The organism is Geothrix sp. 21YS21S-2, from assembly GCF_030846775.1.
Taxonomy (GTDB): domain Bacteria; phylum Acidobacteriota; class Holophagae; order Holophagales; family Holophagaceae; genus Mesoterricola.
This window is the reverse complement of record NZ_CP132910.1, coordinates 3191329-3213839: the sequence shown is the minus strand read 5'-3', so window position 1 is coordinate 3213839 and position 22511 is coordinate 3191329. Positions and strand designations below refer to the sequence as shown.

The 22511-nt window shown below is 67.0% G+C and carries 23 protein-coding genes; 9 read left to right on the top strand and 14 right to left on the bottom strand.

Going from position 1 to position 22511, the window contains the following annotated elements; translation table 11 throughout:
* The first annotated feature begins 83 nt into the window (after positions 1 to 83).
* Positions 84 to 503: a GxxExxY protein gene (locus RAH40_RS14110; protein WP_306598196.1), complete on the top strand. Its 420-nt coding sequence runs from the start codon at positions 84 to 86 to the stop codon at positions 501 to 503.
* Positions 504 to 689: 186 nt separating this feature from the next.
* Here the strand turns inward: RAH40_RS14110 and RAH40_RS14105 are convergent, their stop codons facing one another.
* Together RAH40_RS14105 and RAH40_RS14100 are read right to left on the bottom strand one after the other, a co-directional pair.
* A complete protein-coding gene (locus RAH40_RS14105; protein ID WP_306598195.1) occupies positions 690 to 1991 on the bottom strand; it encodes an IS701 family transposase in 1302 nt (433 codons plus the stop codon).
* A gap of 64 nt (positions 1992 to 2055) precedes the next feature.
* The gene (locus RAH40_RS14100) at positions 2056 to 3072 is read right to left on the bottom strand and encodes a hypothetical protein (RefSeq protein WP_306598194.1); all 1017 of its coding nucleotides are present in this window, start codon (positions 3070 to 3072) and stop codon (positions 2056 to 2058) included.
* A gap of 184 nt (positions 3073 to 3256) precedes the next feature.
* Between RAH40_RS14100 and RAH40_RS14095 the strand changes: the two genes are divergently transcribed.
* From RAH40_RS14095 to RAH40_RS14085, 3 genes are read left to right on the top strand one after another with little or no spacing between them, the layout of a single operon-like run.
* Entirely contained in the window at positions 3257 to 3844 is a 588-nt protein-coding gene (locus tag RAH40_RS14095) for a YceI family protein (RefSeq protein ID WP_306598193.1), read from the top strand.
* 15 nt (positions 3845 to 3859) lie between these two features.
* Positions 3860 to 4129: a DUF493 family protein gene (locus RAH40_RS14090; RefSeq protein WP_306598192.1), complete on the top strand. Its 270-nt coding sequence runs from the start codon at positions 3860 to 3862 to the stop codon at positions 4127 to 4129.
* 23 nt (positions 4130 to 4152) lie between these two features.
* Entirely contained in the window at positions 4153 to 4650 is a 498-nt protein-coding gene (locus tag RAH40_RS14085; RefSeq protein WP_306598191.1) for a DinB family protein, read from the top strand.
* 10 nt (positions 4651 to 4660) lie between these two features.
* On the opposite strand, the gene asnS is transcribed toward RAH40_RS14085, so the two are convergent.
* From asnS to RAH40_RS14045, 8 genes are all read right to left on the bottom strand, one after another.
* Positions 4661 to 5959, bottom strand: coding sequence for an asparagine--tRNA ligase (gene asnS / locus RAH40_RS14080; RefSeq protein WP_306598190.1), 1299 nt, complete (start codon positions 5957 to 5959; stop codon positions 4661 to 4663).
* 54 nt (positions 5960 to 6013) lie between these two features.
* A complete protein-coding gene (locus tag RAH40_RS14075) occupies positions 6014 to 6949 on the bottom strand; it encodes a chemotaxis protein CheW (RefSeq protein WP_306598188.1) in 936 nt (311 codons plus the stop codon).
* Entirely contained in the window at positions 6946 to 9072 is a 2127-nt protein-coding gene (locus RAH40_RS14070; RefSeq protein WP_306598187.1) for a chemotaxis protein CheA, read from the bottom strand. Before RAH40_RS14070 ends, RAH40_RS14075 begins: the two co-directional genes overlap by 4 nt.
* A 3-nt stretch (positions 9073 to 9075) precedes the next feature.
* Positions 9076 to 10584 (bottom strand): chemotaxis protein CheW, encoded by a 1509-nt coding sequence (locus RAH40_RS14065; RefSeq protein WP_306598186.1) that lies wholly within the window; start codon positions 10582 to 10584, stop codon positions 9076 to 9078.
* Positions 10585 to 10587: 3 nt separating this feature from the next.
* Positions 10588 to 11157: a hypothetical protein gene (locus tag RAH40_RS14060; RefSeq protein ID WP_306598184.1), complete on the bottom strand. Its 570-nt coding sequence runs from the start codon at positions 11155 to 11157 to the stop codon at positions 10588 to 10590.
* Positions 11158 to 11189: 32 nt separating this feature from the next.
* Positions 11190 to 11546 carry a response regulator gene (locus RAH40_RS14055; RefSeq protein ID WP_306598183.1) on the bottom strand — a complete coding sequence of 119 codons (357 nt, stop codon included), beginning with the start codon at positions 11544 to 11546 and terminating at the stop codon, positions 11190 to 11192.
* Positions 11547 to 11570: 24 nt separating this feature from the next.
* A complete protein-coding gene (locus RAH40_RS14050) occupies positions 11571 to 11966 on the bottom strand; it encodes a PilZ domain-containing protein (protein WP_306598182.1) in 396 nt (131 codons plus the stop codon).
* A 115-nt stretch (positions 11967 to 12081) separates the two neighbouring features.
* Positions 12082 to 13662, bottom strand: a complete 1581-nt coding sequence (locus tag RAH40_RS14045) for an adenylate/guanylate cyclase domain-containing protein (protein ID WP_306598181.1) — start codon at positions 13660 to 13662, stop codon at positions 12082 to 12084.
* Positions 13663 to 13732: 70 nt separating this feature from the next.
* Between RAH40_RS14045 and rimO the strand changes: the two genes are divergently transcribed.
* From rimO to RAH40_RS14030, 3 genes are read left to right on the top strand one after another with little or no spacing between them, the layout of a single operon-like run.
* Positions 13733 to 15109, top strand: coding sequence for a 30S ribosomal protein S12 methylthiotransferase RimO (rimO, locus tag RAH40_RS14040; protein WP_306598180.1), 1377 nt, complete (start codon positions 13733 to 13735; stop codon positions 15107 to 15109).
* A 41-nt stretch (positions 15110 to 15150) separates the two neighbouring features.
* Positions 15151 to 15600, top strand: a complete 450-nt coding sequence (locus RAH40_RS14035; protein ID WP_306598179.1) for an OsmC family protein — start codon at positions 15151 to 15153, stop codon at positions 15598 to 15600.
* Positions 15600 to 16145: a phosphatidylglycerophosphatase A gene (locus RAH40_RS14030; protein WP_306598178.1), complete on the top strand. Its 546-nt coding sequence runs from the start codon at positions 15600 to 15602 to the stop codon at positions 16143 to 16145. Before RAH40_RS14035 ends, RAH40_RS14030 begins: the two co-directional genes overlap by 1 nt.
* 49 nt (positions 16146 to 16194) lie before the next feature.
* Here RAH40_RS14030 and RAH40_RS14025 read toward each other — a convergent pair whose 3' ends face one another.
* Entirely contained in the window at positions 16195 to 17946 is a 1752-nt protein-coding gene (locus RAH40_RS14025) for a DNA repair helicase XPB (protein ID WP_306598177.1), read from the bottom strand.
* A gap of 174 nt (positions 17947 to 18120) precedes the next feature.
* Here RAH40_RS14025 and RAH40_RS14020 point away from each other — a divergent pair, with 174 nt between their 5' ends.
* On the top strand, positions 18121 to 20031 hold the full coding sequence (locus RAH40_RS14020; RefSeq protein WP_306598176.1) for a helicase-associated domain-containing protein: 1911 nt from the start codon (positions 18121 to 18123) through the stop codon (positions 20029 to 20031).
* A gap of 176 nt (positions 20032 to 20207) precedes the next feature.
* Positions 20208 to 21107, top strand: a complete 900-nt coding sequence (locus RAH40_RS14015; RefSeq protein WP_306598175.1) for a hypothetical protein — start codon at positions 20208 to 20210, stop codon at positions 21105 to 21107.
* Here the strand turns inward: RAH40_RS14015 and RAH40_RS14010 are convergent.
* Genes RAH40_RS14010 through RAH40_RS14000 form a run of 3 tightly spaced genes read right to left on the bottom strand, consistent with a single transcriptional unit; the run spans position 21102 to position 22453 of the window.
* Positions 21102 to 21389: a hypothetical protein gene (locus tag RAH40_RS14010; protein ID WP_306598174.1), complete on the bottom strand. Its 288-nt coding sequence runs from the start codon at positions 21387 to 21389 to the stop codon at positions 21102 to 21104. The two genes, RAH40_RS14015 and RAH40_RS14010, sit on opposite strands and share 6 nt — an antisense overlap.
* 43 nt (positions 21390 to 21432) lie before the next feature.
* Positions 21433 to 21939 (bottom strand): hypothetical protein, encoded by a 507-nt coding sequence (locus RAH40_RS14005; protein ID WP_306598173.1) that lies wholly within the window; start codon positions 21937 to 21939, stop codon positions 21433 to 21435.
* Positions 21926 to 22453 (bottom strand): RNA polymerase sigma factor, encoded by a 528-nt coding sequence (locus RAH40_RS14000; protein ID WP_306598172.1) that lies wholly within the window; start codon positions 22451 to 22453, stop codon positions 21926 to 21928. Before RAH40_RS14000 ends, RAH40_RS14005 begins: the two co-directional genes overlap by 14 nt.
* Between the last annotated feature and the right edge of the window lie 58 nt (positions 22454 to 22511).

Genomic DNA, 22511 nt, shown 5'->3' with positions numbered 1-22511 from the left:
GGAGGCCGAGGATACCGAGGAAAGAATTCTGGCCTGAACGTCCCGGCGTGATTGAGCGCACTCCTGACCCGAAGGAGGAAGTCATGGGTCGGCATTGGGGCGAAGATTGGGGCGACAACTATCCCCATCGAGATATCACCGAAGCCATCATCCTCGCTGCCATCAGGGTGCAGATAGTTCTGGGGCCTGGACTCCTGGAAAATGCCTACAAGGCTTGCCTCGCCCATGAACTCAGGTTGGCCGGACACGAGGCCCTACGCGAGGTTCACCTCGACATCACCTACAAGGAATTGTGCGTCGAGAATGCCTACATCATGGATATCGTGGTGGACCACAAGGTGGTCGTCGAGGCGAAGGCCATTGCGAAGTTTTCGGATGCCGACTTCGCCCAACTGAATAGCTGCCTCCACTTTGCAAATTTCGAAGTGGGCCTGCTGATCAATTTTCATAACTGGCCCCTCAAGGATGGGGGCATCAAGCGACTCGTCAACACCAAGCCCTGAACTGGACCCGAGGCGAAGGGGGGGGGACAAGGTGTTACCTGTTCTTCTGGCGGCCTACACTAGCACAACTGTGTCATAACATTGGCGCCTTGGTTTTTCCCACATGTCGGACAGTAGGCGAGAGAACCCACGAGAATCCGCTCCAGCCTTCGACGTAGCGTCGTTATGGAATAGGGCGAATGCCGCTCAGGGCGGAAGGGCGCGGTGTCCTCTGGGAAGGGGGGCGGGCTGGGGTGGTGCGTGAATGAAGCCAAAGATGGATTGGATCGTAGGGGGGGAAAGGCGGCTTCGTTCCGCCACAATGAAGGCATACGTGGCGGCGCATAGACTCAAGTGATGGTGGAATCCCCGCCATCCACGGCCCTCATAGTGGTCCAGGCCGAGTTCGTCTTTCATCTCCTGGTAGTCCCGCTCGATCCGCCAGCGCAGTTTCGTGACCCGGACCAATTGCCGGAGTGGCGTGGCCTCTGGCAGGGTCGAAAACCAATACTTGGTGGGCTCCTGCTCGGATTCGGGCCACTCAATCAACAACCACTCCTCCGGGTGCATTTCCGCTCGAGTGTTGTCTCGATGAGCGGGACGAACGCGCAGCGCCGCGAACCGGGATTCCATGATGCCCCGGGTTCCCTCTCCCCACGGCACCTTCGCCCAGGCGGCCTTGGGCAGGGCCTCCGCCAGGGCTTTGACCGTCTCGGGCTGATGCTCATCATCCCTCCTCAGTCTCTTGGCCGGATGTCCCTTTCCGCCGGGTTTTCTGGGGGGCAGCGGCCCATTGCCGTTCGCCCAGACGGTCGTGGTTTTGCTGACCCCCACTGCGTAGACGAGGTGCCGTTCCGTCAACCCTTCCCTGAAACCGAAAATGTCGCCGTAGCCCGCATCAGCCAGCACGGGCAGGTCAGGTTCCTTGTCCGTGCGCTGACCATCAATGAGGGCGAGCGCAATTTGCCATTTGGGCTGAAAGACAACCGCCTCGGGAACACCGGCCTCGGCACGGCGTTCCATGTCCTTGGCCCAGGCCTCCGGAAGATACAACCGGAACGCCACGGGCACGCTGCTCCAGCGGGAGGCCATGGACAAGCTCACGGCGCATTGGCAATTGGAGGTCTTTCCGAATGGCCCGCAATACTGATGGGCCACGCCAACCGAGTGCGTCCCCTTTTTGGGGAAACCTGTGTCATCGACAATCCAGGCTTCAATCGGCCCCTGGATCTCCATGGCTTCGCGAGCATAGTCCCGGGCCACCCGGAGAACCGCGTCATCACTCCAACCCGCTTGAGCCACCAGGTGGTGCAAGGATTGGTGCCGGGCCTGGACGTGCACCGGGTCCAACCGCGCTGCCATCGGCTCAACGCTTTTTCGATCCCCGGGCAGGATCAAACCCTGGCAATAGAGCGCCATTGGCTCACGGCGATCGGCATGGCCGGCCGCCTTCGCCAGTAATCCGGCGTAGGCATCGAAACGCGCACGGCTTTCGGCAGTCTCAACCATAGGTAGCCCTAGCCTATAGGATAGGCAGGGCGGGGAGGCTGTCAATACTTATGACACAGTAGTGCTAGGGCTGGACCGCCGGGGCCTCGACCTTGGGCTTGCGGGGGACCACCCAGACGCTGCGGTCCTTCTTCGGGGCCGCGCCGCCGGCGTGGCAGGACCGGCAGGAGGCCAGTCCCGGGTCGTTCCCGCGCCAGTAGGCGCTGGCGGCTCCCTGCGTCTCGGCCCTGCGGGCCTCGGGCACCTGGGGCCAGTAGAAGGTGAGCCGGGGGGTGCCGTCCTTGTCCGTCTCGAGGGCGTAAAGGGGGCCCTGGTCGAAGCCGGGGCGGCCCCAGCGGTCCTCCAGGGTGCTCATGACCACCAGGGAGCCGGGGGGAAGCTTCTCGCCGGCCCGGTAGGCCTGCTCGGCTTCCGGATTCACCCACACGCGGATCCAGCGGTTGCCGTGGGGCCCGGACTTCACCGGCTCGCTGTGGAGACCCCGAAGGGCCAGGTAGTCCAGGGCCCGCAGGGGGGCCTGGGCCTCGGGATCCCGGGGGGCCTCCGCCGCCACGGGCGGGGGTGCCGGGGCGGGCGCGGGCTTGGCTTCGGGAAGCCTGGGGGGGGCCACCAGGAGCTGGGGGGCCGGATGCTGGCCCACCATGACCGCGCCGGAATACGAGGAGAGGTAGGCCGCGAAGCACCAGGCCAGGCCCGCGAGCAGGGCCGGAAACCCGATGCCCTGGTGTTCCTGCCGGCGGCGGTAGAGGGACTTGAGGCACAGGGCGCCCAGGACCACGGAGGCGGCGCCCCCGATCTCGTGGACCCGGAACAGGTAGGGCATCCCGGCGGTGGCGGGGCCCCAGAAGGCCCCGGCGGCGAGGTTCCCGTGGGCGCGGGCCAGGTAGAAGCCGCTGGCCAGGGCCAGGATGGAGCCCACGGTGCCGATCCAGGCCAGGTAGCGGCAGGTGGTCCACCAGGGGCGGATCCCCCGGCCGCCCCGCTGGGCTGCGATGATGGGCAGGGGGATCATGAGCGCCGCCGCGATGGGCAGGTGCACCAGGAGTGCATGCTTGCTGGCGATCCAGGCAGTCCAGTTCATGGGGCGGGCATCCGGGGAGTGAATAGGAAGTTTTGTATATATTCTGCCTTGTTTCCAAGATCCGTTCCCTTGGAATCTGAGGTTTCCACATATTTCCGGTCACGTCCCCGGAGGCCGCCGCACCCAAGGACTATCAACAGGGGCTCATCCCCATTCGGGGGGCTCCCACCACTTGGAGTCGACCATGCCATCCCGCATCCTCCTGGGTCTCGCCCTCGCCTCCGGCCTCCTTGCGGCCGAACCCCAGGTCTTCCGGGTGGACACCACCCACACCGTCCTGGGCTTCAAGGCCCAGACCGTCCTGTTCGACGTGCCCGGCCGGTTCGACCGGTACAAGCTGCAGATCAAGGGCACCCCGGCCAGCCCCGCCGACGCCCAGGTCCAGCTGGACATCGAGACGGCCTCCGTCGATACGGCCAACACCAGCCGGGACAACCACCTGCGCTCAGCGGACTTCTTCGACGCGGCGAAGTACCCGGCCATCACCTTCACCTCCAGCAAGGTGACCCGGGAAGGGGACAAGGTGACGGTGCGCGGCACCCTCACCATGCACGGCAAGAGCCAGGAGCTGGACATTCCCTTCACGGCTTCCGAAGGCATGAACGGGGCGGGCAAGCAGACCTGGTCGTACCGGGCCACGGTGCCCCTGGACCGCCTGGCCTTCGGGGTGGGGGCCGACAGCATCGCCGCGAAGATCAGCCTGAAGCAGCAGGTGGAACTCAACCTCCTGCTGGTGGGCTTCTTCGAGGCCCCGAAGCCCGCGGCGAAGTGAGGCTATAATCCGGGAATGGACAGCTGCCCCCGCCCCGCCCAGGACTTCCCCCAGAGGGTGCCCCTGAAGATCATCGGCCGCGGCGCCGAGATGGATCCCCTGCGCATGGCGGCCCTGATCCTGGAGCACCTGGGCCCCCAGCCCGCCGTGGACCAGGCCCATTCCGCCAACCGGAAGGGCGCCTATACCAGCTTCACCTTCTGGGTGACCCTGCCCCACGAGCGGGCCGAGGCGCCCCTGAGGGCGGCCTTGCAGGGATTGCCCGGCGTGGTGATGCAACTCTGATATCCAGACATCCGGAGGCTCCCGTGAAACCGATCGTCCGTAGGCCGGGCCCTTTGGGCGCCATGATGGATGAACTGGACCGGGCCGTTCGCGACCTGGTCCAGCTCGTCGGCCCCCTCACCCAGGTGAACTACGACGTGGTGCGGGACCGGGAGACCGCCGACGAGGACTGCCGCTCCATCCGCACCGTGGTCGAGCACGTGGTGCGGTCCGGCTACGGGTACACGGAGCGGATCCGGGGAGCCCTGGACGTGCCCTTCGTGCTGCCGGACTACGTGGTGGCGACTCCCCTGGACGCCCTCCACGAGCTGCAGACCATGGCCTTCACCATGGCCGAGACCTTCGAGGGCCGGTGGGACCTTTCCGGGGACGTGGTGAAGAACGCCCGCATCACGGCGCGCTCGGGCCGGATCTACGACATGGAGCAGCTCATCGAGCACGCCATCGTGCATGTGCTGCGCCACCGCCGGCAGATCGAGCGGTTCCTCACCGAGACCCGGTTCAAGGGCGACCGGCGCTGAAGCGCGCGGGTCAGGGCCTGATCGTGCCCATCATCCGGGGGTAGGGCGCCGTCTCGCGCACGTGGGGGAGCTTGCAGATCCACGCCACGGCCCGCTCCAGGCCCAGGCCGAAGCCGGCGTGGGGGACGCTGCCGTACTTGCGCACGTCCAGGTACCACTCGTAGTCCGAGCGGTCCAGGCCCTCGTGGGCGATCTGGTCCAGGAGGTACTGCAGGCTCGAGGCCCGCTCGCCGCCGCCGATGACCTCGCCGTAGCCTTCGGGGGCCAGGAGGTCGGCGCCGAGGGCCAGCTTGGGGTCCAGGGGATCGGGTTCCATGTAGAACGCCTTGAAGGACTTGGGGAAACGGTGGACCCAGAGGGGGCGGTCCGTGGCGTTCATGAGGATGGTCTCGTCGTCGTTGCCGAAGTCCTCGCCCCAGTTGATGTCCGAGCCCAGCTCCTTGAGCCGGGCCACGGCGTCGGTGTAGGTCATGCGGTCGAAGGTGGTGGACAGGGCGGTCTCCAGGGGGGCCAGGTCGCGCTCCAGGATGGCCAGCTCCTCGCGGCGGCCCTCCAGGACCCGCTGGAGGATGAACTTGGTCATGCGCTCGCCCAGGACCATCACGTCCTCCAGGTGGGCGAAGGCCACTTCGGGCTCGACCATCCAGAACTCGGTGAGGTGCCGGCGGGTCTTGCTCTTCTCGGCGCGGAAGGTGGGGCCGAAGCAGTAGGTCTTGCCGAAGGCGGCGAGTCCGGGCTCCTGGTAGAGCTGGCCGGACTGGGAGAGGAAGGCCATGCCCTCGTCGAAGTACTGGGTGCCGAACAGGCTCGAGGTGCCCTCGCAGGCGCTGGGCGTGAGGATGGGGGCGTCCAGGAGGGTGAAGCCGTCGCCGTCGAAGAAGTCCCGGATGGCCTTGGCGATGGTGTGGCGCACGCGGAGGATGGCCCACTGCCGCTTGCTGCGCAGCCAGAGGTGCCGGTTCTCCATGAGGAAGGCGGTGCCGTGCTCCTTGGGGGTGATGGGGTAGTCCACGCTGTCGCCGATGAGCGTCACCTTGGTGGCCAGGATCTCGGGCTCGCCGGTCTTCGGGTGCTGCTGGACCCGGCCCTCCAGGACGATGGCGGCCTCCTGGGTGAGCCTGCCGGCCAGTTCGTAGCTCTCCGGATCGGCTTCGGCGGCGCCCACGACGCACTGCACGAAGCCCGAGCCGTCCCGCAGGTCGATGAACCGCGTCTTGCTGGTCCGGGCGTTGCGCACCCACCCGCGGAGGGTCACGGTCTGGCCGATGTGCTGCTTCAGGTGGCGGATTTCGGTAAGGGGATGGTCCACGTCAGGCTCCAGCGATACCCCTCCATCATGGCGCGGATTGGCCATTCGCCCAAGTCAGGCCTTCAGGCCGGTGTCCCGGAACTTGGAGCCCACGATCATCTGGAGGCCGCGGATGTGGTTCAGGACGCGCTCCAGCTTCTGGCGGGCGATGTCCTGGTACTGCAGTTTCTGGATGAGCTCGAACACCTCGTCCTGCATCCGGGTGCCCAGGGCCTCAACCTGGGCCAGCACGGCCTCCAGGCCCTTCATGTGGCCCAGGCCGGCCTCCTGCTTGAGCCGCACCAGGCCCTGGAAGCACTTGTCGGTGTCGGCCAGCATGGTCTCGACCTTCTCCAGCACCTTCTCCATCTCCTGCTCGGTGTGGGAGATGGCCTCCTCCATCTGGGGGATGATCCGGCTGGCGTCGGACTCGACCCGGAAGGGGGCGGCGGCGATGAGCTCCTGCAGGCCGGCGTCCAGGGCCTGCTCCACGTCGTGGCCCTGGTGGAGGCCCAGGCCGTGGGACCGGGAGGTGTGGAAGGTGGTGATGAGGCGGCTGTCCAGGAGCGCCGTGATGCGCTCCTCCTGCACGATGAAGCCCTGCACCCAGGCCCCGTCGGGCCCGGCCAGGAGGGCGCTGGCGGGCACCATCTGCTCGCGCGTGGCCTCCACGACCGAGGCGACCCGGTCCACCAGGAGGCCCACGTTGCTGGAGGACCCCATGTCCAGGACGATGATGTTGAGCGAGAGCTCGGAAGCCAGCGGCTCCATGCCCATGCGCAGGCGCAGGTTGATGACGGGGATGGACTGGCCGCGCAGGTCCAGCAGTCCCTCGACGCTCCGGGGCATGTGGGGGATCTGGTTCAGGTCCCGGTGGGGGGTGATCTCCGCCACCTGGGCCAGGGGCACGGCGTAGGTGTGGCCGGCCAGCTCGAAACTGAGGTACTGCCCCTCCCGGACGGCTCCAGCCGCCGGTTCGTGGGGGACCCCGGTCGCCGCGGCAAGGCTCACAGGCCCTCCTGGACGGCGAGCATGAGGAGCTCGGCCGGGTCGAGGATCAGCACGACCCCGCCGTCGCCCATGATGCTGGCGCCGGAAATGCCCGGGAGGCTGGCGAGGTAGGGGGCCAGGGGCTTGATCACCATCTCCTGGCGGCGGAGGAAGGCGTCCACGATCACGCCCATGCGCCGGCCGCCGGTGGAGACCACCACCACGGGCAGCTCCTCGTCCTCCAGCAGCTCGACGGAGCTCTGCTTGAAGTGCAGCAGGTCGCTGAGGCGGGTGACGCCCAGCACCTCGCCCCGGAGGTTGATGGCCTTGCGGCGGGTGAGGTGGCTGAGGGTCTCCTTGGGCACCAGGAGGGTCTCCTCCACGGCCGTGCCCGGGAGCGCGAAGACCTGGCCGCCGCTGCGCATGAGGAGCGCGTCGATGATCGCGAGCGTCAGGGGCAGCTTGATGGTGAAGATGGAGCCGCGGCCCACGGAGCTGGTGACGGAGACGCTGCCGTTGAGCTTGCGGACATTGGACTTGACCACGTCCATGCCCACGCCGCGGCCGCTGATGTCGGTGACCTGCTTGGCGGTGGAGAAGCCCGGCAGGAAGATGAGGTTGATGGCCTCGTCGTCGGTGATGCTCTCGGCCTTCTCGGGCGTGAGGATGCCCTTCTCCACGGCCTTGGAGCGGATCACGGCGGGGTTGATGCCCTTGCCGTCGTCCTCGATCTCCACCAGGACGGAATCGCCTTCGTGGCGGGCCCTGAGCACGACCGTGCCGGTCTCGGACTTGCCCGAACCCGCGCGCACGTCGGGCATCTCGATGCCGTGGTCGGCGCTGTTGCGGATGAGGTGGATGAGGGGATCGCTGAGCTCCTCGATGAGGCTCTTGTCGATTTCCGTGTCCTCGCCCACCATCTGCAGCTCGATCTTCTTGCCGGAGGCCTTGGCCAGGTCGCGGAGCATGCGGGGGAACTTGGTGAAGATGGTCTTCACGGGCACCATGCGGATGCCCAGCACCGAGGCCTGGATCTCCTTGCTCACCTGGTCCAGGTAGACCGAGGAGCGGCGCAGCTCCTTGACCAGCGCGTCGGCGCCGGGGGTGAGGGCCTCGCCCTCCAGGCGCTCCACGATATGGGCGATCATGGTCTTGCTGATGATCAGCTCGGCCACGGTGTTCATGAAGTTGTCCAGCTTGGCCTGGCTCACGCGGATGGTGTCGTTCACGGCCTTGCTGGTGTCCTGGGGCTTGTCCTGGACCTTGCGGGCCTCGGCCACGGGGCCGGCGGCGGGGGCCTCGGGCGCCTCGGCCACGGGCGCCTCGCCCAGGGTCAGGTCGAAGTACTCGATGGACACGTACTTGACGCCGTCGAAGAGCTTGCGCACGGATTCGGGGGTCTCGGCGGGCGTGAGCAGAAGGAGGAGGCCGAAAGGCAGCTCCTCGGGACGGAACTCGTCCAGGTCCATGTCCTTCATGATCTTGGACGAGTGGATCATGCGGCCGACCAGGTCGACCATGGAGATCATGGACAGGGGGTTGAAGGGGGTGCCCAGGAGTTCGGGCAGGAGGCGGACCTTCAGGGCCATGACGGGAACGCCCTGGGCCAGGGCCTCCTCCGCGGCCTGGATGGCCTCGCTGTCCATCTCCTCGAGGCCCGGGGGCACCCGGAGGCCCTGGGCCTTGGCCGCCGCGGATACGGCTGCCACGGGGGCCGGGGCCGCGGCCTTGGCCCCGCCGCCCTTGAGGGCCTCGAGGCGGGCGATGAGGCCGGACGTGTCGGGATCGGCCGGCGCGCCCTGCTTGCGCAGGTTCACGGCCACGTCGTTCACCAGCACCTTGAGCGTGTCCTCGGTCTCGAAGAGCACCTCCATCACCTCGGGGCTCACCTTCATGCGGCCCTTGCGCAGGTCGTCCAGGATGTTCTCGCCGATGTGGGCCAGCGCCTGGACCTTGGCCAGGCCCAGGAAGCCCGAGGCCCCCTTGATGGTGTGCACGGACCGGAAGATGGCGTTGAGGATCTCCAGGTCGCCCGGGGCCTCCTCCAGGGTCAGGAAGTTCTGCTCGATGAGCTCGAAGTGCTCGCCGGCCTCGACGAGGAAGTCTTCATAGAAGCTGGGGTCGTCCAGGGAGAATTCGCTCATGGTTCAGCCTTTTTTCTTTCCCTGGAAGACCTGCAGCTGCTGGCCCTCCACATCGGTGAGGAGGCGTTGGACGTTGAGCAGGAACACGACGCCCTGGTCCGTGCGGGCCACCTTCTCGATGAAGGTGTTGGCGCCCACGGCGGTCACCTTGGGGGGCTCCTCCAGGCGCCGCTGATCGACGGACTTCACCTCGTCCACGGAATCCACCACCAGCCCGGTGGAGACCCCGCCGATGGGGGTGATGACGATGCGGGACAGGTTGGTGGCGGCCTGGCGCTCCAGTCCGAAGCGCTCGCGCAGGTCGATGACCGGCATGACCTCGCCCCGGAGGTTCAGCACGCCTTCGATGAAGGAGGGCGCGCGGGGCACGGGGGTGATGTTGCTGACCATGATGATCTCCCGCACCTCGTGGAGGCGCAGGGAGTAGGCCTCGGGGCCCAGGCGGAAGACGACCAGCGGCAGCTCGAAGCTGTCGGCGTGGTCCTCCTTGGTCTCCTGGATGAGGCTGGTGCTCATGGCGGCGATCTTGGCCTGGTCCTCGCCCGTGATGATGTCCAGCACCTTGAGCAGGCTCACCATGCGGTCGGAGCGCACCACCACGCCCTCCAGGTCGCGGCTCTCGCGCTCGCTGAGGGTCTGGGGGGGCGGGAGGATGTCCTCCTCCCGGATCCGGATGATCTCCTGGATGCCGTCCACCACGATGCCCAGCTTGGCCGCGCCGAAGCTGAGGAGGATGACCATGTCGCCGGCGGTGGGGTTCTCGGCGGGTTCGACCTGGAGGAGCTGGATGAAGTCCAGGAGCGGGAGCACCTGGTCCCGCAGGCAGATGACGCCCAGGACGTAGGGAGGCGCGTCCGGGACCTTGGTGATGGTGGGGATCTCGATGATCTCCTCCACCAGCTTGAGGTCGATGCCGAAGGACTCCCGGCCCAGGGTGAAGGTGACGTAGGGCAGCTCGTCCTCGACGAGCTCGGCGGCCGCGTCCTGGGACATGAAGGTGGAGGTGCCGGCGGAGGTGTCGGCCAGGACCTCGCGGTGGCCGAATTCCGAGGAATCCAGGATCTTCTCGAGGTTGATGAGGGTGATGAGGCGGTCGCCGGTGGTGACCATGCCGGCCAGGTACTCGCTGCGCACGCCGGCCACCAGGGGCGGGGTGTCGCGCAGGGTGAAGTCGTCCAGCTTGACCACTTCGGCCACGGAATCGACCATGAGCCCCGTGGGCTGTCCCGCCAGGCCCAGGATGATGATGCGGGTCTTGTCCGTGGGGGGCTTGGGGGGCAGGTGGAAGCGCAGCCGGCTGTCCAGCACCGGGATGATCATCCCGCGCAGGTTCACCACGCCCAGGACGAAGCTGGGCGCGCCGGGAACGGGCGTGATGTCGGTGCGGGGCGTGATCTCCTGGACCCGGTCGATGTCCAGACCGAATTCCACGCCGTCCAGGGTGAAGGTCACCAACTGGCCGGAGGGGACGAACTCATGGGCCTGCCTGGCCTGGACTTCAGCTGTTGCCATGGATCATCCCTTGGTCTGGCTTCGTTTGAATTCCTCGACCACCGAATCCGCGTGGGTCTTCTTCTCGTCCGGAGTCGTGCCGGTGGTGGCGATGGTGCGGCTGATGGAGGCCCGCTCCCCTTCGCTCTTCAGGCCCGTGCCCAGGAGGTCGACGATGTAGTCGTGGATCTGGCGCAGGTGGTGGACGATGCGTTCGAGCTTCTGGCGGGTGATGTCCTGGAACTGCATGAGGTCCATGGCCTCGTAGACCTTGTCCTGGATGTCCTTGCCCGCCGCCATGACCTGGCGGATGGCCTCCTGGACCGAGGCGTCCTGGGCGGAGGGATGGGCCATGAGGCCCGTGATCAGGGACTGCTGCTGGCCCACCAGGGTGCTGATGAGGTCCAGCTGGTCCATGACCTTGTTGGTCTCGCGCTCGGTGACGGCCGTGACGGCGTCCAGTTCGGAGATCACGTGGCCCTGGGCGTCCGGGGCCGTGCCCTCCGGCGCCTTGGCGGGCGCGGCCTCCTTCTTGGCCTTGCCGGGCTTGGCCGGCGCGTTCTTCATGAGGGCGTCGATTTCGGACTGATCCATGGTGCCTCCCCTTAGGAGTGGGTCTGGGAGGTCTAGCCGAGCAGGGACTCGATCTTTTCCTTGAGCGTCTCGGGCGTGAAGGGCTTGACCACGTAGTTGTTCACGCCGGCCTGGAGGGCCTGGACGATGTCCTCCTTGGCGGCGTTGGTGGTGACCATGAGGATGGGGATCGTGCTGTTCTGGCCGCGCACCGTCTGGACGAACTCCAGGCCGTCCATCTCCGGCATGTTCCAGTCGGTGATGATCATCTCGACACCGCCCTGGGCGAGCTTTTCAAGGCCGGCCTTGCCGTGCTCCCCTTCCACCACGTCGGTATAGCCGATGCGGGAAAGGGTGTTGATGATGATGCGGCGCATCGTCGAAGAGTCGTCCACGATTAGGATCTTCAAGGGAGCTCCTTTTAGGTCAATATCCTACTTCTCTTCCGCCATTGCGGCGGCCTCGATGAACTTCATCAGGGCCGCCTGATCATCCGGATATACGTTGAGGAATTTTACCCCAAGTTCATACTCGCCGCTTTCGAGGTGTTCCACCCGGACGACTTTCCCGACGGCCACCAGGGGCCTCAGGTCCGCCTCGGCCGCGGGGCCGAAGTGGTTCTGGTGCCTGCCCCAGCCCGGTACCCGGATCTCCAGCTTCAGGAGGGTCTCGAGGGGAAGCTCCCTGGGGGAGTTCAGCAGGAGGCCGCCGCCGGAGATGTCGCCGTAGACGCTGGTGGCGGGCTCCGGCTCCCGGGCGAAGGAGAGCTCCTGGAAGCCCACGGTGGCGCCACCTGGGATCCTTCGGTAGTTTCGGCGTTCGGAGGACATGGGGACCTTCCTATGCATGATGATCGGAGGGGCGGGCTCCCGGCTTGAGTTTGAGTCGGAACAGGTCATTTCAACATGCGGGCGGGGGAAAAGTCCAAGGCGCAGGCAGCCCGGTTCATTCCCAGGGCACCAGGAAGGGCCGCACCTCCTGCTCGATGTTCTTGAGGGAGACGGGGTTGAGCTGCACGAAGTCTTTTGACTGCAGTATTTCAGCAGTCCTCGGGCCGATGGCGATCTGGCCGGGGCCGGCCACGCTGCTCTCCAGCCGGGAGGCCAGGTTCACCGTGGAGCCCATGACCGTGTAGTCCATGCGCTTCTCGCAGCCGATGTCGCCGGCGAAGGCCTCCCCGCTGTTGATCCCGATGCGCATGCGCAGCTCGGGGTAGCCCGCGGGGCGGTTCTCGTTCATGAACTTCAGGCCCTGCTGCATGGCCTTGGCGGCCTCCACGGCGTGGAGCGCGTGGTCGGGGTCCGGCGCCGGGGCCCCGAAGAAGGCCATGATGGCGTCGCCGATGTACTTGTCCAGGGTTCCCCCCCGGATGAAGATCTGGTCGGTCATGACCTCGAAGGAGCGGTTGAGGATGGTGGCCAGCTGCAGGGGCTCCATGCCCTCGGACATGCGGGTGAACCCCGAGATGTCGGCGAAGAGGACCGAGATCTCGCAGCGGCGCGCCTGGAGGATGGGGGCGTCCAGGTTCTGGGCGGCCTTGAGGATCTCGTTGACCACCTGGGGGCTGTGGTAGCGCTCCAGGCGCTGGCGGAACCGGGTCTCCCGCTCCCGCTGGATGCCCACGGCGGCGAAATTGGCCATGGCGGAAAGGAGATGCTCGTCCTCCCGCTTGAAGCCGCCCTTGTTGAGGCTGGATTCCAGGTAGATCACGCCCAGGGCCTGGGTGTCCACGATGAGCGGGGCGCACAGGGCCGAGGAAATGCCGTGGATCTTGATGCTCTCCCCCGCCGAGAAACGGGGGTCCACCCGGGCGTCGGTGGTGAGGATGGTGACCTTGGCCGTCATTGCCGTTCGGGCGATGGTTCGGCTGATGGGGGTGGTGATGGCGCCCGGCTTCTCCTCCCAGACGAACTCGGGCACCAGGTCCCCGGTGGGGTCGGCCAGGAGGATGAACCCCCGCTGGCAAGGGATCTGGCCCGAAATGAGACTCATGACGGATTCCAGGAGCTCGGCCAGGCCCGCGGCCGCCAGGAGCTTGCCTGCCATGGAGGCCAGCCGGGAAAAGAGCGCCTCCACCTCGGCCGGCGCCTGGCCCGCCTGATGCTTGGCCAGCAGGTCCTCCAGGGTGGAATGGGGCACCATGATGCTGCCGGAGGTGTCGAAGGCCCGGTCCTCCAGGGCGATCTTGGCTTCGGTGTGCGGCTTGGAGAGGACCAGGGCGGGCGGGGCCAGGACGCTCGTCTCCTCGTCCACCCACTGGACGGGAACCTCCCCCAGGAGGACCGTGTCCCCGGGTTTCAGGGGGGTGGGGTCCACCACGGGGAGATCCCGGAAGGTCGTTCCGTTCATGGACTTCATGTCCTGCACGAGAACCTGGCCGCCCTTGAGGAAGAACCGGGCGTGCACCCGGCTGACCGCATTGGAGGAGATCTTGACCGTCGCCGCGTCACCCCGGCCCACGGTGACGCCTTCTTCCGTGAGTTCCACCGTCCGGCGGGCCCCTTCGACGAGCAGGATGATCTTCATGGCCTTCTACTCTCAGCAGAATGCAGAGAATAGCACCGATAACGCTATTCTGGAGGGTCAAGGAGGCCGGATGGCCAAAGTCGGATTCATGTCCCTGGGCTGCCCCAAGAACCTCGTGGACAGCGAGGTGATGCTCGGCCACCTCAGGTTGAAGGGCTTCACCATCACCCCCGACCCCGCCCAGGCGGAGATCCTGGTGGTCAACACATGTGGTTTCATTGAATCGGCCAAGAAGGAAAGCATCGAGGCCATCCTCCAGGCGGCCGCGTACAAGAAGGACGGGGCCTGCCGGAAGCTGGTGGTGGCCGGGTGCATGGTGGAACGGTACCGGGACCAGCTCCTGGCCGACATGCCCGAGATCGACGCGTGCCTGGGCACCCGGGACATCGAGCACATCGCCGAGGTGCTGGGCGCCTCCGACCGGCTCTTCGAACCCGAGCGGGATCCCGGCTACCTCTACAGCGAGGCCAGCCCCCGGCTCCTGACCACCCCCGCGGCCAGCGCCTACCTCAAGATCAGCGAAGGCTGCGACCACAGCTGCGCCTTCTGCATCATCCCCGCCATAAGGGGCCCCCAGCGGAGCCGGACCGTCGCCTCCGTGGTGGCCGAGGCCCGCCAGCTGGTGGCCGGCGGGGTCCTGGAGATCAACCTGGTGGGCCAGGACACCACCGACTTCGGCCGGGACCTGGGGGACCCGGACGCCCTGGAGAAGCTCGTGCGCGCCCTGGGCGCGGTGGAGGGCCTGAAGTGGTTCCGCATCCACTACGCCTATCCCAACCGCCTCACCGACGGCCTCCTGCACGCCATCGCCGAAACCCCCAACTGCGCGAAATACCTGGATATGCCCCTGCAGCACGGGGACGCCGGCGTCCTCAAGGCCATGGCCCGGGGCGGGGGCCGCAAGCCCTTCCTGAAGCTGCTGGAGAAGGCCCGGCGCATCATCCCGGACGTCTTCATCCGGTCCAACTTCATCGTGGGCTTCCCCTCCGAGGACGAGGCGGCCTTCGGGGAACTGCGCGCCTTCGTGGAGGAGGCCCGCTTCGAGCACGTGGGCGTCTTCACCTACTCCCTCGAGGAGGGGACGCCGGCCTTCGGCCTGGGCGACCCCGTTCCCGTCCGCACCAAGAACAGCCGCAAGCGCATCCTCATGGAGCTCCAGCAGAAGATCTGCCGGGAGCGGAACCGGGGGCTGGAGGGCCGGGTGCTGGACGTCCTGGTGGAGGGCACCCACGAGGAGACCGACATGGTCTTCAAGGGCCGCCACATGGGCCAGGCCCCCGAAGTGGACGGCGGCGTGCTCATCGTCGGCGGGGACGTGGTGCCCGGCACCATCCAGCCCGTGCGGATCACCAAGGGCCACGCCTACGACCTGGTGGGCGAGGTGGTGGAGGGCGGCGCCGAGGAGGCCGTGCGCCGCTTCGAGGAATCCCGGCGGGCCCGTTCCTGACCCGGGCGGTCTGGTTTAGACTGTCGCCTAGGAGGCCCGTGATGTCCGAGAAATTCCCCGTCACCGTCAGCTGGAAGGGCAGCACCCAGGACACGGCCTACAGCCGCTCCTCGCAGCTCGCCAAGCCCGGTGCGCCCGTCCAGATCCCCGCCACCAGCAGCCCCGCCACCGGCGGCGACGCCGCCCGGTGGAACCCCGAGGATCTCCTGGCGGCGGCCATGGCCCAGTGCCACATGCTCACCTTCCTGGCCCTGGCCACCAAGGTGCGCCTGACGGTCACCTCGTACGAGGGCGCGTCCGAAGCCGTCATGGAGACCGTGGACCGCCTCACCCGGGTCGCCACCATCACCCTGAAGCCGACGATCACCGTGGCCCCCGGCACCAGCCACGACAAGGTGCGCGAGATGTTCGAGAAGGCGCACAAGTACTGCGTCGTCGCCAATTCCTACAACGGCGAGGTCATCCTGGAGCCCACCGTGGTGGACGCCTGATGCGGGCGGGGCGCTGGGCGTGGTTGGTGGCCACGGGCCTGGGCTCGGGCCGCCTGCGCCCCGCGCCCGGCACGTGGGGCTCCCTGGCGGGGCTCGCCGTCTGGTGCCTGCTCACCCCGCTCCTGGCGGCGCCCGGAGCCTGGATCTCCGAACTCCTCTTCCTGGCCGCGCCCATCGCCATGACCGGGCTGGCCGTGGCCGCCGCCGACCGCGTGGCGGCCGAGACCGGCGACAAGGACCCCGGCTACATCGTCGCCGACGAGTGGGCGGGGCTCTGGATCGCCCTGTGGCCGGTGCGCTGGGGCATCGCCTACGACCTGCCCCGGCTCCTCCAGACAGGCGGCTGGCGCCTGCTGCCCGTCCTGGCCATCCCCTTCCTCGCCTTCCGCCTCTTCGACATCTGGAAGCCCTGGCCCATCCGCCAGATCCAGGTGCTGCCGGGGGGCGCCGGGATCGTCGCGGACGACGTGGTGGCGGGCCTTTTTGCCATCCCCGCAGTGCTCCTCCTGGTCGAGCCTTCGATCCGGTTCCTTGCCACGTTCTGATCTTTTCCCGGCGAACCTCAGCCCCTAGGCCACCTCGGCGAGGAAGGAATCAGGGCTGCAGGGGCGCGGTGTCCTCCAGCAGTTGACGCCACACCGCCGGTTCACTCAACCCGTTCTCATCCAGGTGCCTGCTCTCGATCAGGTAGCGGTAGCCCTGCTCCGTCAGGAACAGCTGCCGGTTTCTGGCGAACTCCTGCTCGGTCGTATCCCTTGAAATCAAAGAATAGAAGAAGCTGATGTTCCGGTCCCCCTTGGGCCGCAAGATCCGCCCCAGGCGCTGGGCCTCCTCCTGCCGCGAGCCGAAGGTGCCGCTCACCTGGATGGCCACGCTCGCGTCGGGCAGGTCGATGGCGAAATTCGCCACCTTGCTGACGATCAGGACCTTCAGTTCCCCGGCCTTGAACCTGCGGTACAGCTCCTCCCGCTCCCGCTCGGGGGTCTGGCCCGTGAGGACGGGCGCATCCAGGCGTTCGCCGATGATGCGCAGCTGCTCCAGGTACTGTCCGATGACCAGGATGCTGTCGCCGGGGTGCCCCGCCAGGAGCTCGTCCATGACCACCAGCTTGAGGCTGTTCTCCGAGGCGATGCGAAAGCGCGCGCGCTGGTCGGCCACGGCGTAGTCCATGCGCTCGTCGGAGGGCAGGGGCACGCGGATCTCGAGGCAGTGGGCGGTGGCGATGAAGCCGCTCTTCTCCAGGGTCTTCCAGGGCACGTCCACGCGCTTGGGACCGATGAGGGAGAAGACGTCCTCCTCCTTGCCGTCCTCCCGCACGAGCGTGGCCGTGAGGCCCAGGCGGCGCTTGGCCTGGAGCTCGGCCACCGCGCGGAACACCGGCGCGGGGAGCATGTGCACCTCGTCGTGGATGACCAGGCCCCAGTTGGCGGCCTCGAAGATCTTGAAGTGCTCGAAGGGGGCGCCCTTGCTCTTGCGGTACGTGAGGATCTGGTAGGTGGCGATGGTGACGGGGCGGATCTCCTTGGTGTCGCCGGTGTAGAGCCCGATGTCCTCCTCCCGAAGGGATGTCTTGTCCAGCAGCTCCTGCTTCCACTGCTTGACGGCGGTGACGTTGGTGGTGAGCACCAGGGTGCGGGTCTGGAGCCGGGCCATGCAGCCGATGGCGATGACGGTCTTGCCCGCCCCGCAGGGGAGCACCAGGACCCCGGCGCCGCCCTCGGGGCCCCCGCCGGCGTGGAAGACGTCCACCGCCGCCTGCTGGTAGGGCCGGAGACCGAAGGGCTTGCCCGTGCCGGCCAGGGTGGCGCGCATGCTGAATTCCAGGGGGTCGCCGGGCTTGAAGCCCGCCAGGTCCTGCACGGGGTGGCCCAGGCGGATGAGCTGGAGCTTCACCTCGCCGCGCTTGCCATCCGCCAGATAGATCCCTCGCTGATCCGGGTAGGGCTCGGCCAGGTGCTCCTGGAGGCTCCGCTGATTTTCCAGTTCATAGAAGAGGCCCCGATCGTCCATCTCCAGGGCCAGCCGGTCACCCTTCTGCACCAGGCGCAGCTTGCCGTACCGGGTGCCGTGGTCCTGGATCTCCTGGAGGAGGTTCTGGGGCACCGGGTACTTGGACCACCGGTTGAGGGTGGAGGCCATCTCCTCGCAGGAGACGCCCGAGGCCGAGGCGTTCCAGAGGGAGAGCGGCGTTATGCGGTACGTATGGATATGCTCGGGCGACTTCACCAGCTCCGCGAACCGGCTCAGCTCGTCGCGCACTTCCTCGAAGGACGGGTGGGCCACTTCGAGGAGAAGGGTCCTGTCACTCTGGACGATCAGGGGGTTGTCCGGACGAAGGGCGATCACGCGGCAGGGTCCAAAACTCTGAGACTAGAAGGAGTCGACCCCAGGGTCAACGCACCGGTTTGGGGGTGGTGGGGGGCTGGATTTTCCCCTGACGTTTACGTTTGAATCATGAGAAACTGATCGGTCATTACGGATCGGCCCCCCCCCGGCACAGCCCGGTGCATGTGAGGAATCATGGCCCCTTCGCATTACCAGCTTCTATGCAACTGCAGTGACGACCAGCTCCGCGTGATCTGCCAGCGGAGAAGGCTGCCGGTCCCCCAGTACTGGCAGGAGGGGCCGGAGGGGCGCATGCGCCTCCTCAAGACGATGGTCTTCCACCTGGAGGACAACAAGCAGCTCACCAACACCCTCCTGGATCTGGACGGGAGCAAGCTGACGGCCCTCAAGCGCCTCGCCGAGGAGGAACGCCAGCCCGAGGTGGAGTTCCAGAGCGAACTCCTGGCCCTGGGCCTCATCCTTCCCACGGCGGAGGGCTGGGCGGTGCCGGGCCGGGTGGCCGACGCCCTCGCCGACTTCGATGACGCCGCCTTCTGCTTCCAGGGGGGGCCGGATGTCGCCCTCATCCCCGCCCAGCCCTACGGCTTCGCGCTGGCCCTCACGTCCGTCCTGCTGCGCTGCATGGGCGGGATCCGGGTCCTCAAGGGCGGCCTGCCCGCCAAGAAGGAGCTGGGCCAGCTCCTGCAGAAGAACGCCCTGCTCAAGGACGAGCGGGACGCCACCCTGATCTTTGGCCTCCTGCACCGCCTGGGCCTCCTGTGGAACCGGGAGGGCCGGGTGGACACCCTGCTTCCCGCCGTGCTCTCGCATTCCCCCCGGTGGGTTCCCGAGCGGGCCTTCGCCATCCTGCTCGAGCACGACCTCAAGCTCTGGAACATGCCCCCCGCCGAGGACCGCACCTTCCTCATGCAGCACCTGCTGGAGCGCCGCGGGCAGGTGCTGGCCGTGAGGCCCTTCCTGGCCTTCCTCCAGACCCTCCACCCGCTCGACGTGAGCCGCACCGAGACCGTGTTCCTGCCCTTCCTGGGCCGGATGGGCCTGGTGAACCTGGATGCCGAGGGGGCCCATGTCACGCTCTCGCCGCACGGGGAGACCCTCTCCCAGGAATACCTCCTGCGGGACCACCGGGGCACCGAAGGGCACTGGACCCTCTTCATGGCCAACCAGCCCCTGGTCATCCAGCCCACCCTGGAAGTCCTCACCCCCATGGTCCAGAACCCCCACCGCCTCCTGCGGGTGGCCCAGATGGCCGACGTGGAGACCCTCGACGCCATGGTGAGCCTGCGGGTGGGTTCCGACACCCTCATCCGGGCCCTGGACATGGGACTGACCCTGGAGGAGATGAACGGCCTCCTGGGCGCCCCTTCCGCCGCCGTGCCCCAGCCCCTGGCCCAGCTCCTGGAGGATCTGGCCCGGCGCCTGGGCGAAGTGGAGGTGCAGCAGGGCTGCCGCCTGGTCAAGGCCCGCACCGAGGCCCTGGCCGACGAGCTGATGCTCCGCCCCGAGCTGTCCACCCTCAACCTGCATCGCATCTCCGAGACGGTCCTGGAAGCCAACGGCCCCGGCAACGCCTTCGCGCTGCTCAAGCAGGCCGGCTTCCTGCCCAAGCCCGGCCGCTTCCTCCCCGTGAGCATCGACGGGGACGAGGCCCTCTACCTTTGGTCGCTGGCCTGTCTTTCCTTCGTGGACGAGCAGGGCATGAACCACCACCTGGACCCCGTGCGGCAGATCATCCACGCCGCCCTGCAGCGCATCCAGGCCGAGGACCCCAACCTCCACCAGGAGATCCGCCGCCGCGTGCCGATGCTCCACATGGGCATGGGCGCCCAGGCCGCGGAGGAGACCACCCGCATCCTGGAGTACGCCGCCAGCTACAACCTCATGGTGGAACTCACGTACCTGCCCCTGGCGGCCCACCGCCCCCAGTTGCGCAAGGTCACCCCCCAGGGCGTGGACGGCGAGCACCTGCGTGGCTTCTGCCACCTGCACCAGGAGGTCATGAGCTTCCGGCTGAGCCGCATCATGGGCGTCCGGCTGCTGAACGAGCGCGGCTGGACGCCGCCCATGCACCCTCAGGCGGTCTAGCGGGCGGCACTACGGTAAGGACCTGAACGCCTGTCCATGGAATTGCAGTGGCACGCGTATAAATAATTACTATGCTCAGGAACGAGGTTCCTGTGCGATTCGGAAAATCGACCCGACTGCTGTTTGTCTTGGCCCTGGCCCTCGCCGGGGTTGCCCTCCAGGCTGAAGCCTGCCCGGTGGAGAAACTGTCAAGTGCCGACCAGGCTTCCATCGCGGCGCTCAAGGCCCAGGAGAAGGCCCACCCCACGCCGTTCGAGGGGCTGCTCAGCCACCTGGAGACGCATGCCCAGCTCCTGCTGAGGGCTTTCGATGCGACCCCCGGCATGACCATGGACATTCCCTGGCTCAAGGGCTGGATCCTGAAATCGGAAGGGCGCGAGCGGGTCAGGAACGCAAGGCTGTGCCAGGCCACCCTTGACCGCCACCACCTGGCCCAGGTCTGCCTTCCCCGCAAGCTGCTCCTGCTGCCCCCGGGTTCCGGGGATGAGGAACCCGGCCTTGCGGTGGTGGAGAAGGTGGCGGGGACGAGGCCGGGGCGCCTCACCCTGCCGGAGGTCCACGCCCTGGCCGTGCTGTCCGTGGAATGCTGCAACTACGACTACCACGAGGAGAATTTCCTCCGGATGACCGACGGCCGGCTGTTCTTCATCGATACCGACAAGATCGGCACCACGCGGACGGAGGGTCTGGTCAATCTCCACCAGATGGCACTCACCGCGGAGGCCAAGGACTACCTGAACGCCCTGATCAAGGCCAACTGGGGCCGGTTCCAGGCGGAGATGGAGCATTACCGGATCGAGGAAAACGAGGACTACCTTCAGCTCCGGTTCGACGCGGAAGGCGACCCGAAGCGCACGAAACGCCGCCGGGCAACCACGGAACCCCCGGCAGCCTCCTCCACGTCCTCCAGTTCTTCCCACGCCGGCGCCGTGGGCGACGGTTCCTTCACCTGGCCTGATGCCGCCCTGTCCCCCGGGGCGGACAAGAAGCGCAAGGTCGAAACCGCGCCGCCGCCCAGTGTCCAGGTGAAGCCCAAGGAGGAAAGCAAGGAGGAGGCAGCCGTCGCGCCCCTATAGGTTGCCCAGCTCCACCATCCGCTTGTCGATGCGTTCGGCCACCTTCTCCAGCACGTCCTTGAACTCCGCCCGGCCGTCCTTGGACTCCTTGTCGAACTTCCGCTCCAGCTGGAGGATGGACTTCTGCATCTGGTTCAGGAGCCCTTTCAGCTCCTCCACCTCGTCCATCACCTGGTTGATCCGCCCGTCCGGGGGCCGGCTGTTGCTGAAGACGCTCATCCCCGCCAGGGCCGCGGCCAGGGCGGAGCAGATCAAGATGAGTAGTTCCATTCCGCTGGACATGGGCGTCGCTCCGTGCCCAATTCTAGCCGGAATCGGCCGGGGATCAGTGCGCCTTCACCTGCTGGGTGTCCTGGGGGATGACACCGGCGGGCTGCTCGATGGGGATGACCAGCTCCTTGCCCTTGGTGGCCGGCCTGACCTGCTTGCGGCCCGAGGCCAGGAGGGGCTGCTGCGCCTGGATGGCCTTGCCCGGGGCGGGCACGCGCTTGATGGAGGCGGCCATGCGGGTGAGCTCGGCCTCCTTCTGCACCATGGCGGAGGCCAGGTCCTCGGCCTTGTGCTTCTGGGCGATGCCCCAGAGGCTCACGCCACCGAAGGCCAGGGCCAGGGGCAGGGCGGCGGCCAGGAGCATCCAGTGGCTGCGGCGGCGGGCGGTATGGTTGCGGCGCCGGGCCTCCTTGCGGAGCTCCTCGGCCAGGGCGATGAGCTCGGGCGTGGGCTCGGATTCGAAGTAGTTCCGGGGCTTCATGCCGAGAAGGGCACGGAGTTCGGCCCGCAGCGCCGTGTCGCCGGAGGGTTCTTGGCTGCGTTGGGGGTCAAGCCAGGACATGAAGGCCTCCAGAGTTTCCGGTCGAATTGAGTTGGTTCCTGAGGTGGGCTTTGGCGCGGTGGATGCGGGTCTTGACGGTGGCTTCGGGGATGTCGAGGATCTCGGCGATCTGGCGGATGGAGAGGTCCTCCACCACGAAGAGCCAGAGGGTCTCGCGGAAGGTGGGGGAGAGGGTCTTCATCCGCTCCCGGACCTCCTGGCTGAGCAGGTCGTCGTCCGCTTCCGGTCCCTTGCCCTGCTCCACGACGGCTTCAAGGCTGATGGACTGGTTCTTCAGGGGCCGGCGCTCCGTGAGGGAGAGGGTGCGCACGGTACCGTAGAGGTAGGCGGTGGGATGTTCGACGGGGGTTTCCCGCTGCATGAGAATGACGAAAGCTTCCTGGGCAATATCTTCCGGGTAAGTGGCGCCATAACGCCGTGCGTAGCTTACCAAACGGGGATAGAGACAGGAAAAAATTTCGTGAAAGTCAGTGGTTTCCCCGAAGGGAAGATCCGGTGGGTTGAACGGCTCCATGCATGGCTCCGAATTCTAAATGATGAAGGGGAGGGAAATGTTCCCGGAATGTGATCCC

What these genes read in the sequence shown, in the direction of transcription:
- rimO (WP_306598180.1), top strand. Translation starts at nt 13,733, where the DNA reads ATGGCCAAAGTCGGATTCATGTCCCTGGGCTGCCCCAAGAACCTCGTG.
- RAH40_RS14035 (WP_306598179.1), top strand. Translation starts at nt 15,151, where the DNA reads ATGTCCGAGAAATTCCCCGTCACCGTCAGCTGGAAGGGCAGCACCCAG.
- RAH40_RS14090 (WP_306598192.1), top strand. Translation starts at nt 3,860, where the DNA reads ATGGACAGCTGCCCCCGCCCCGCCCAGGACTTCCCCCAGAGGGTGCCC.
- RAH40_RS14030 (WP_306598178.1), top strand. Translation starts at nt 15,600, where the DNA reads ATGCGGGCGGGGCGCTGGGCGTGGTTGGTGGCCACGGGCCTGGGCTCG.
- RAH40_RS14060 (WP_306598184.1), bottom strand. Translation starts at nt 11,157, where the DNA reads ATGGATCAGTCCGAAATCGACGCCCTCATGAAGAACGCGCCGGCCAAG.
- RAH40_RS14020 (WP_306598176.1), top strand. Translation starts at nt 18,121, where the DNA reads ATGGCCCCTTCGCATTACCAGCTTCTATGCAACTGCAGTGACGACCAG.
- RAH40_RS14105 (WP_306598195.1), bottom strand. Translation starts at nt 1,991, where the DNA reads ATGGTTGAGACTGCCGAAAGCCGTGCGCGTTTCGATGCCTACGCCGGA.
- RAH40_RS14005 (WP_306598173.1), bottom strand. Translation starts at nt 21,939, where the DNA reads ATGTCCTGGCTTGACCCCCAACGCAGCCAAGAACCCTCCGGCGACACG.
- RAH40_RS14070 (WP_306598187.1), bottom strand. Translation starts at nt 9,072, where the DNA reads ATGAGCGAATTCTCCCTGGACGACCCCAGCTTCTATGAAGACTTCCTC.
- RAH40_RS14045 (WP_306598181.1), bottom strand. Translation starts at nt 13,662, where the DNA reads ATGAAGATCATCCTGCTCGTCGAAGGGGCCCGCCGGACGGTGGAACTC.
- RAH40_RS14010 (WP_306598174.1), bottom strand. Translation starts at nt 21,389, where the DNA reads ATGTCCAGCGGAATGGAACTACTCATCTTGATCTGCTCCGCCCTGGCC.
- RAH40_RS14000 (WP_306598172.1), bottom strand. Translation starts at nt 22,453, where the DNA reads ATGGAGCCGTTCAACCCACCGGATCTTCCCTTCGGGGAAACCACTGAC.
- RAH40_RS14100 (WP_306598194.1), bottom strand. Translation starts at nt 3,072, where the DNA reads ATGAACTGGACTGCCTGGATCGCCAGCAAGCATGCACTCCTGGTGCAC.
- RAH40_RS14110 (WP_306598196.1), top strand. Translation starts at nt 84, where the DNA reads ATGGGTCGGCATTGGGGCGAAGATTGGGGCGACAACTATCCCCATCGA.
- RAH40_RS14050 (WP_306598182.1), bottom strand. Translation starts at nt 11,966, where the DNA reads ATGTCCTCCGAACGCCGAAACTACCGAAGGATCCCAGGTGGCGCCACC.
- RAH40_RS14095 (WP_306598193.1), top strand. Translation starts at nt 3,257, where the DNA reads ATGCCATCCCGCATCCTCCTGGGTCTCGCCCTCGCCTCCGGCCTCCTT.
- RAH40_RS14065 (WP_306598186.1), bottom strand. Translation starts at nt 10,584, where the DNA reads ATGGCAACAGCTGAAGTCCAGGCCAGGCAGGCCCATGAGTTCGTCCCC.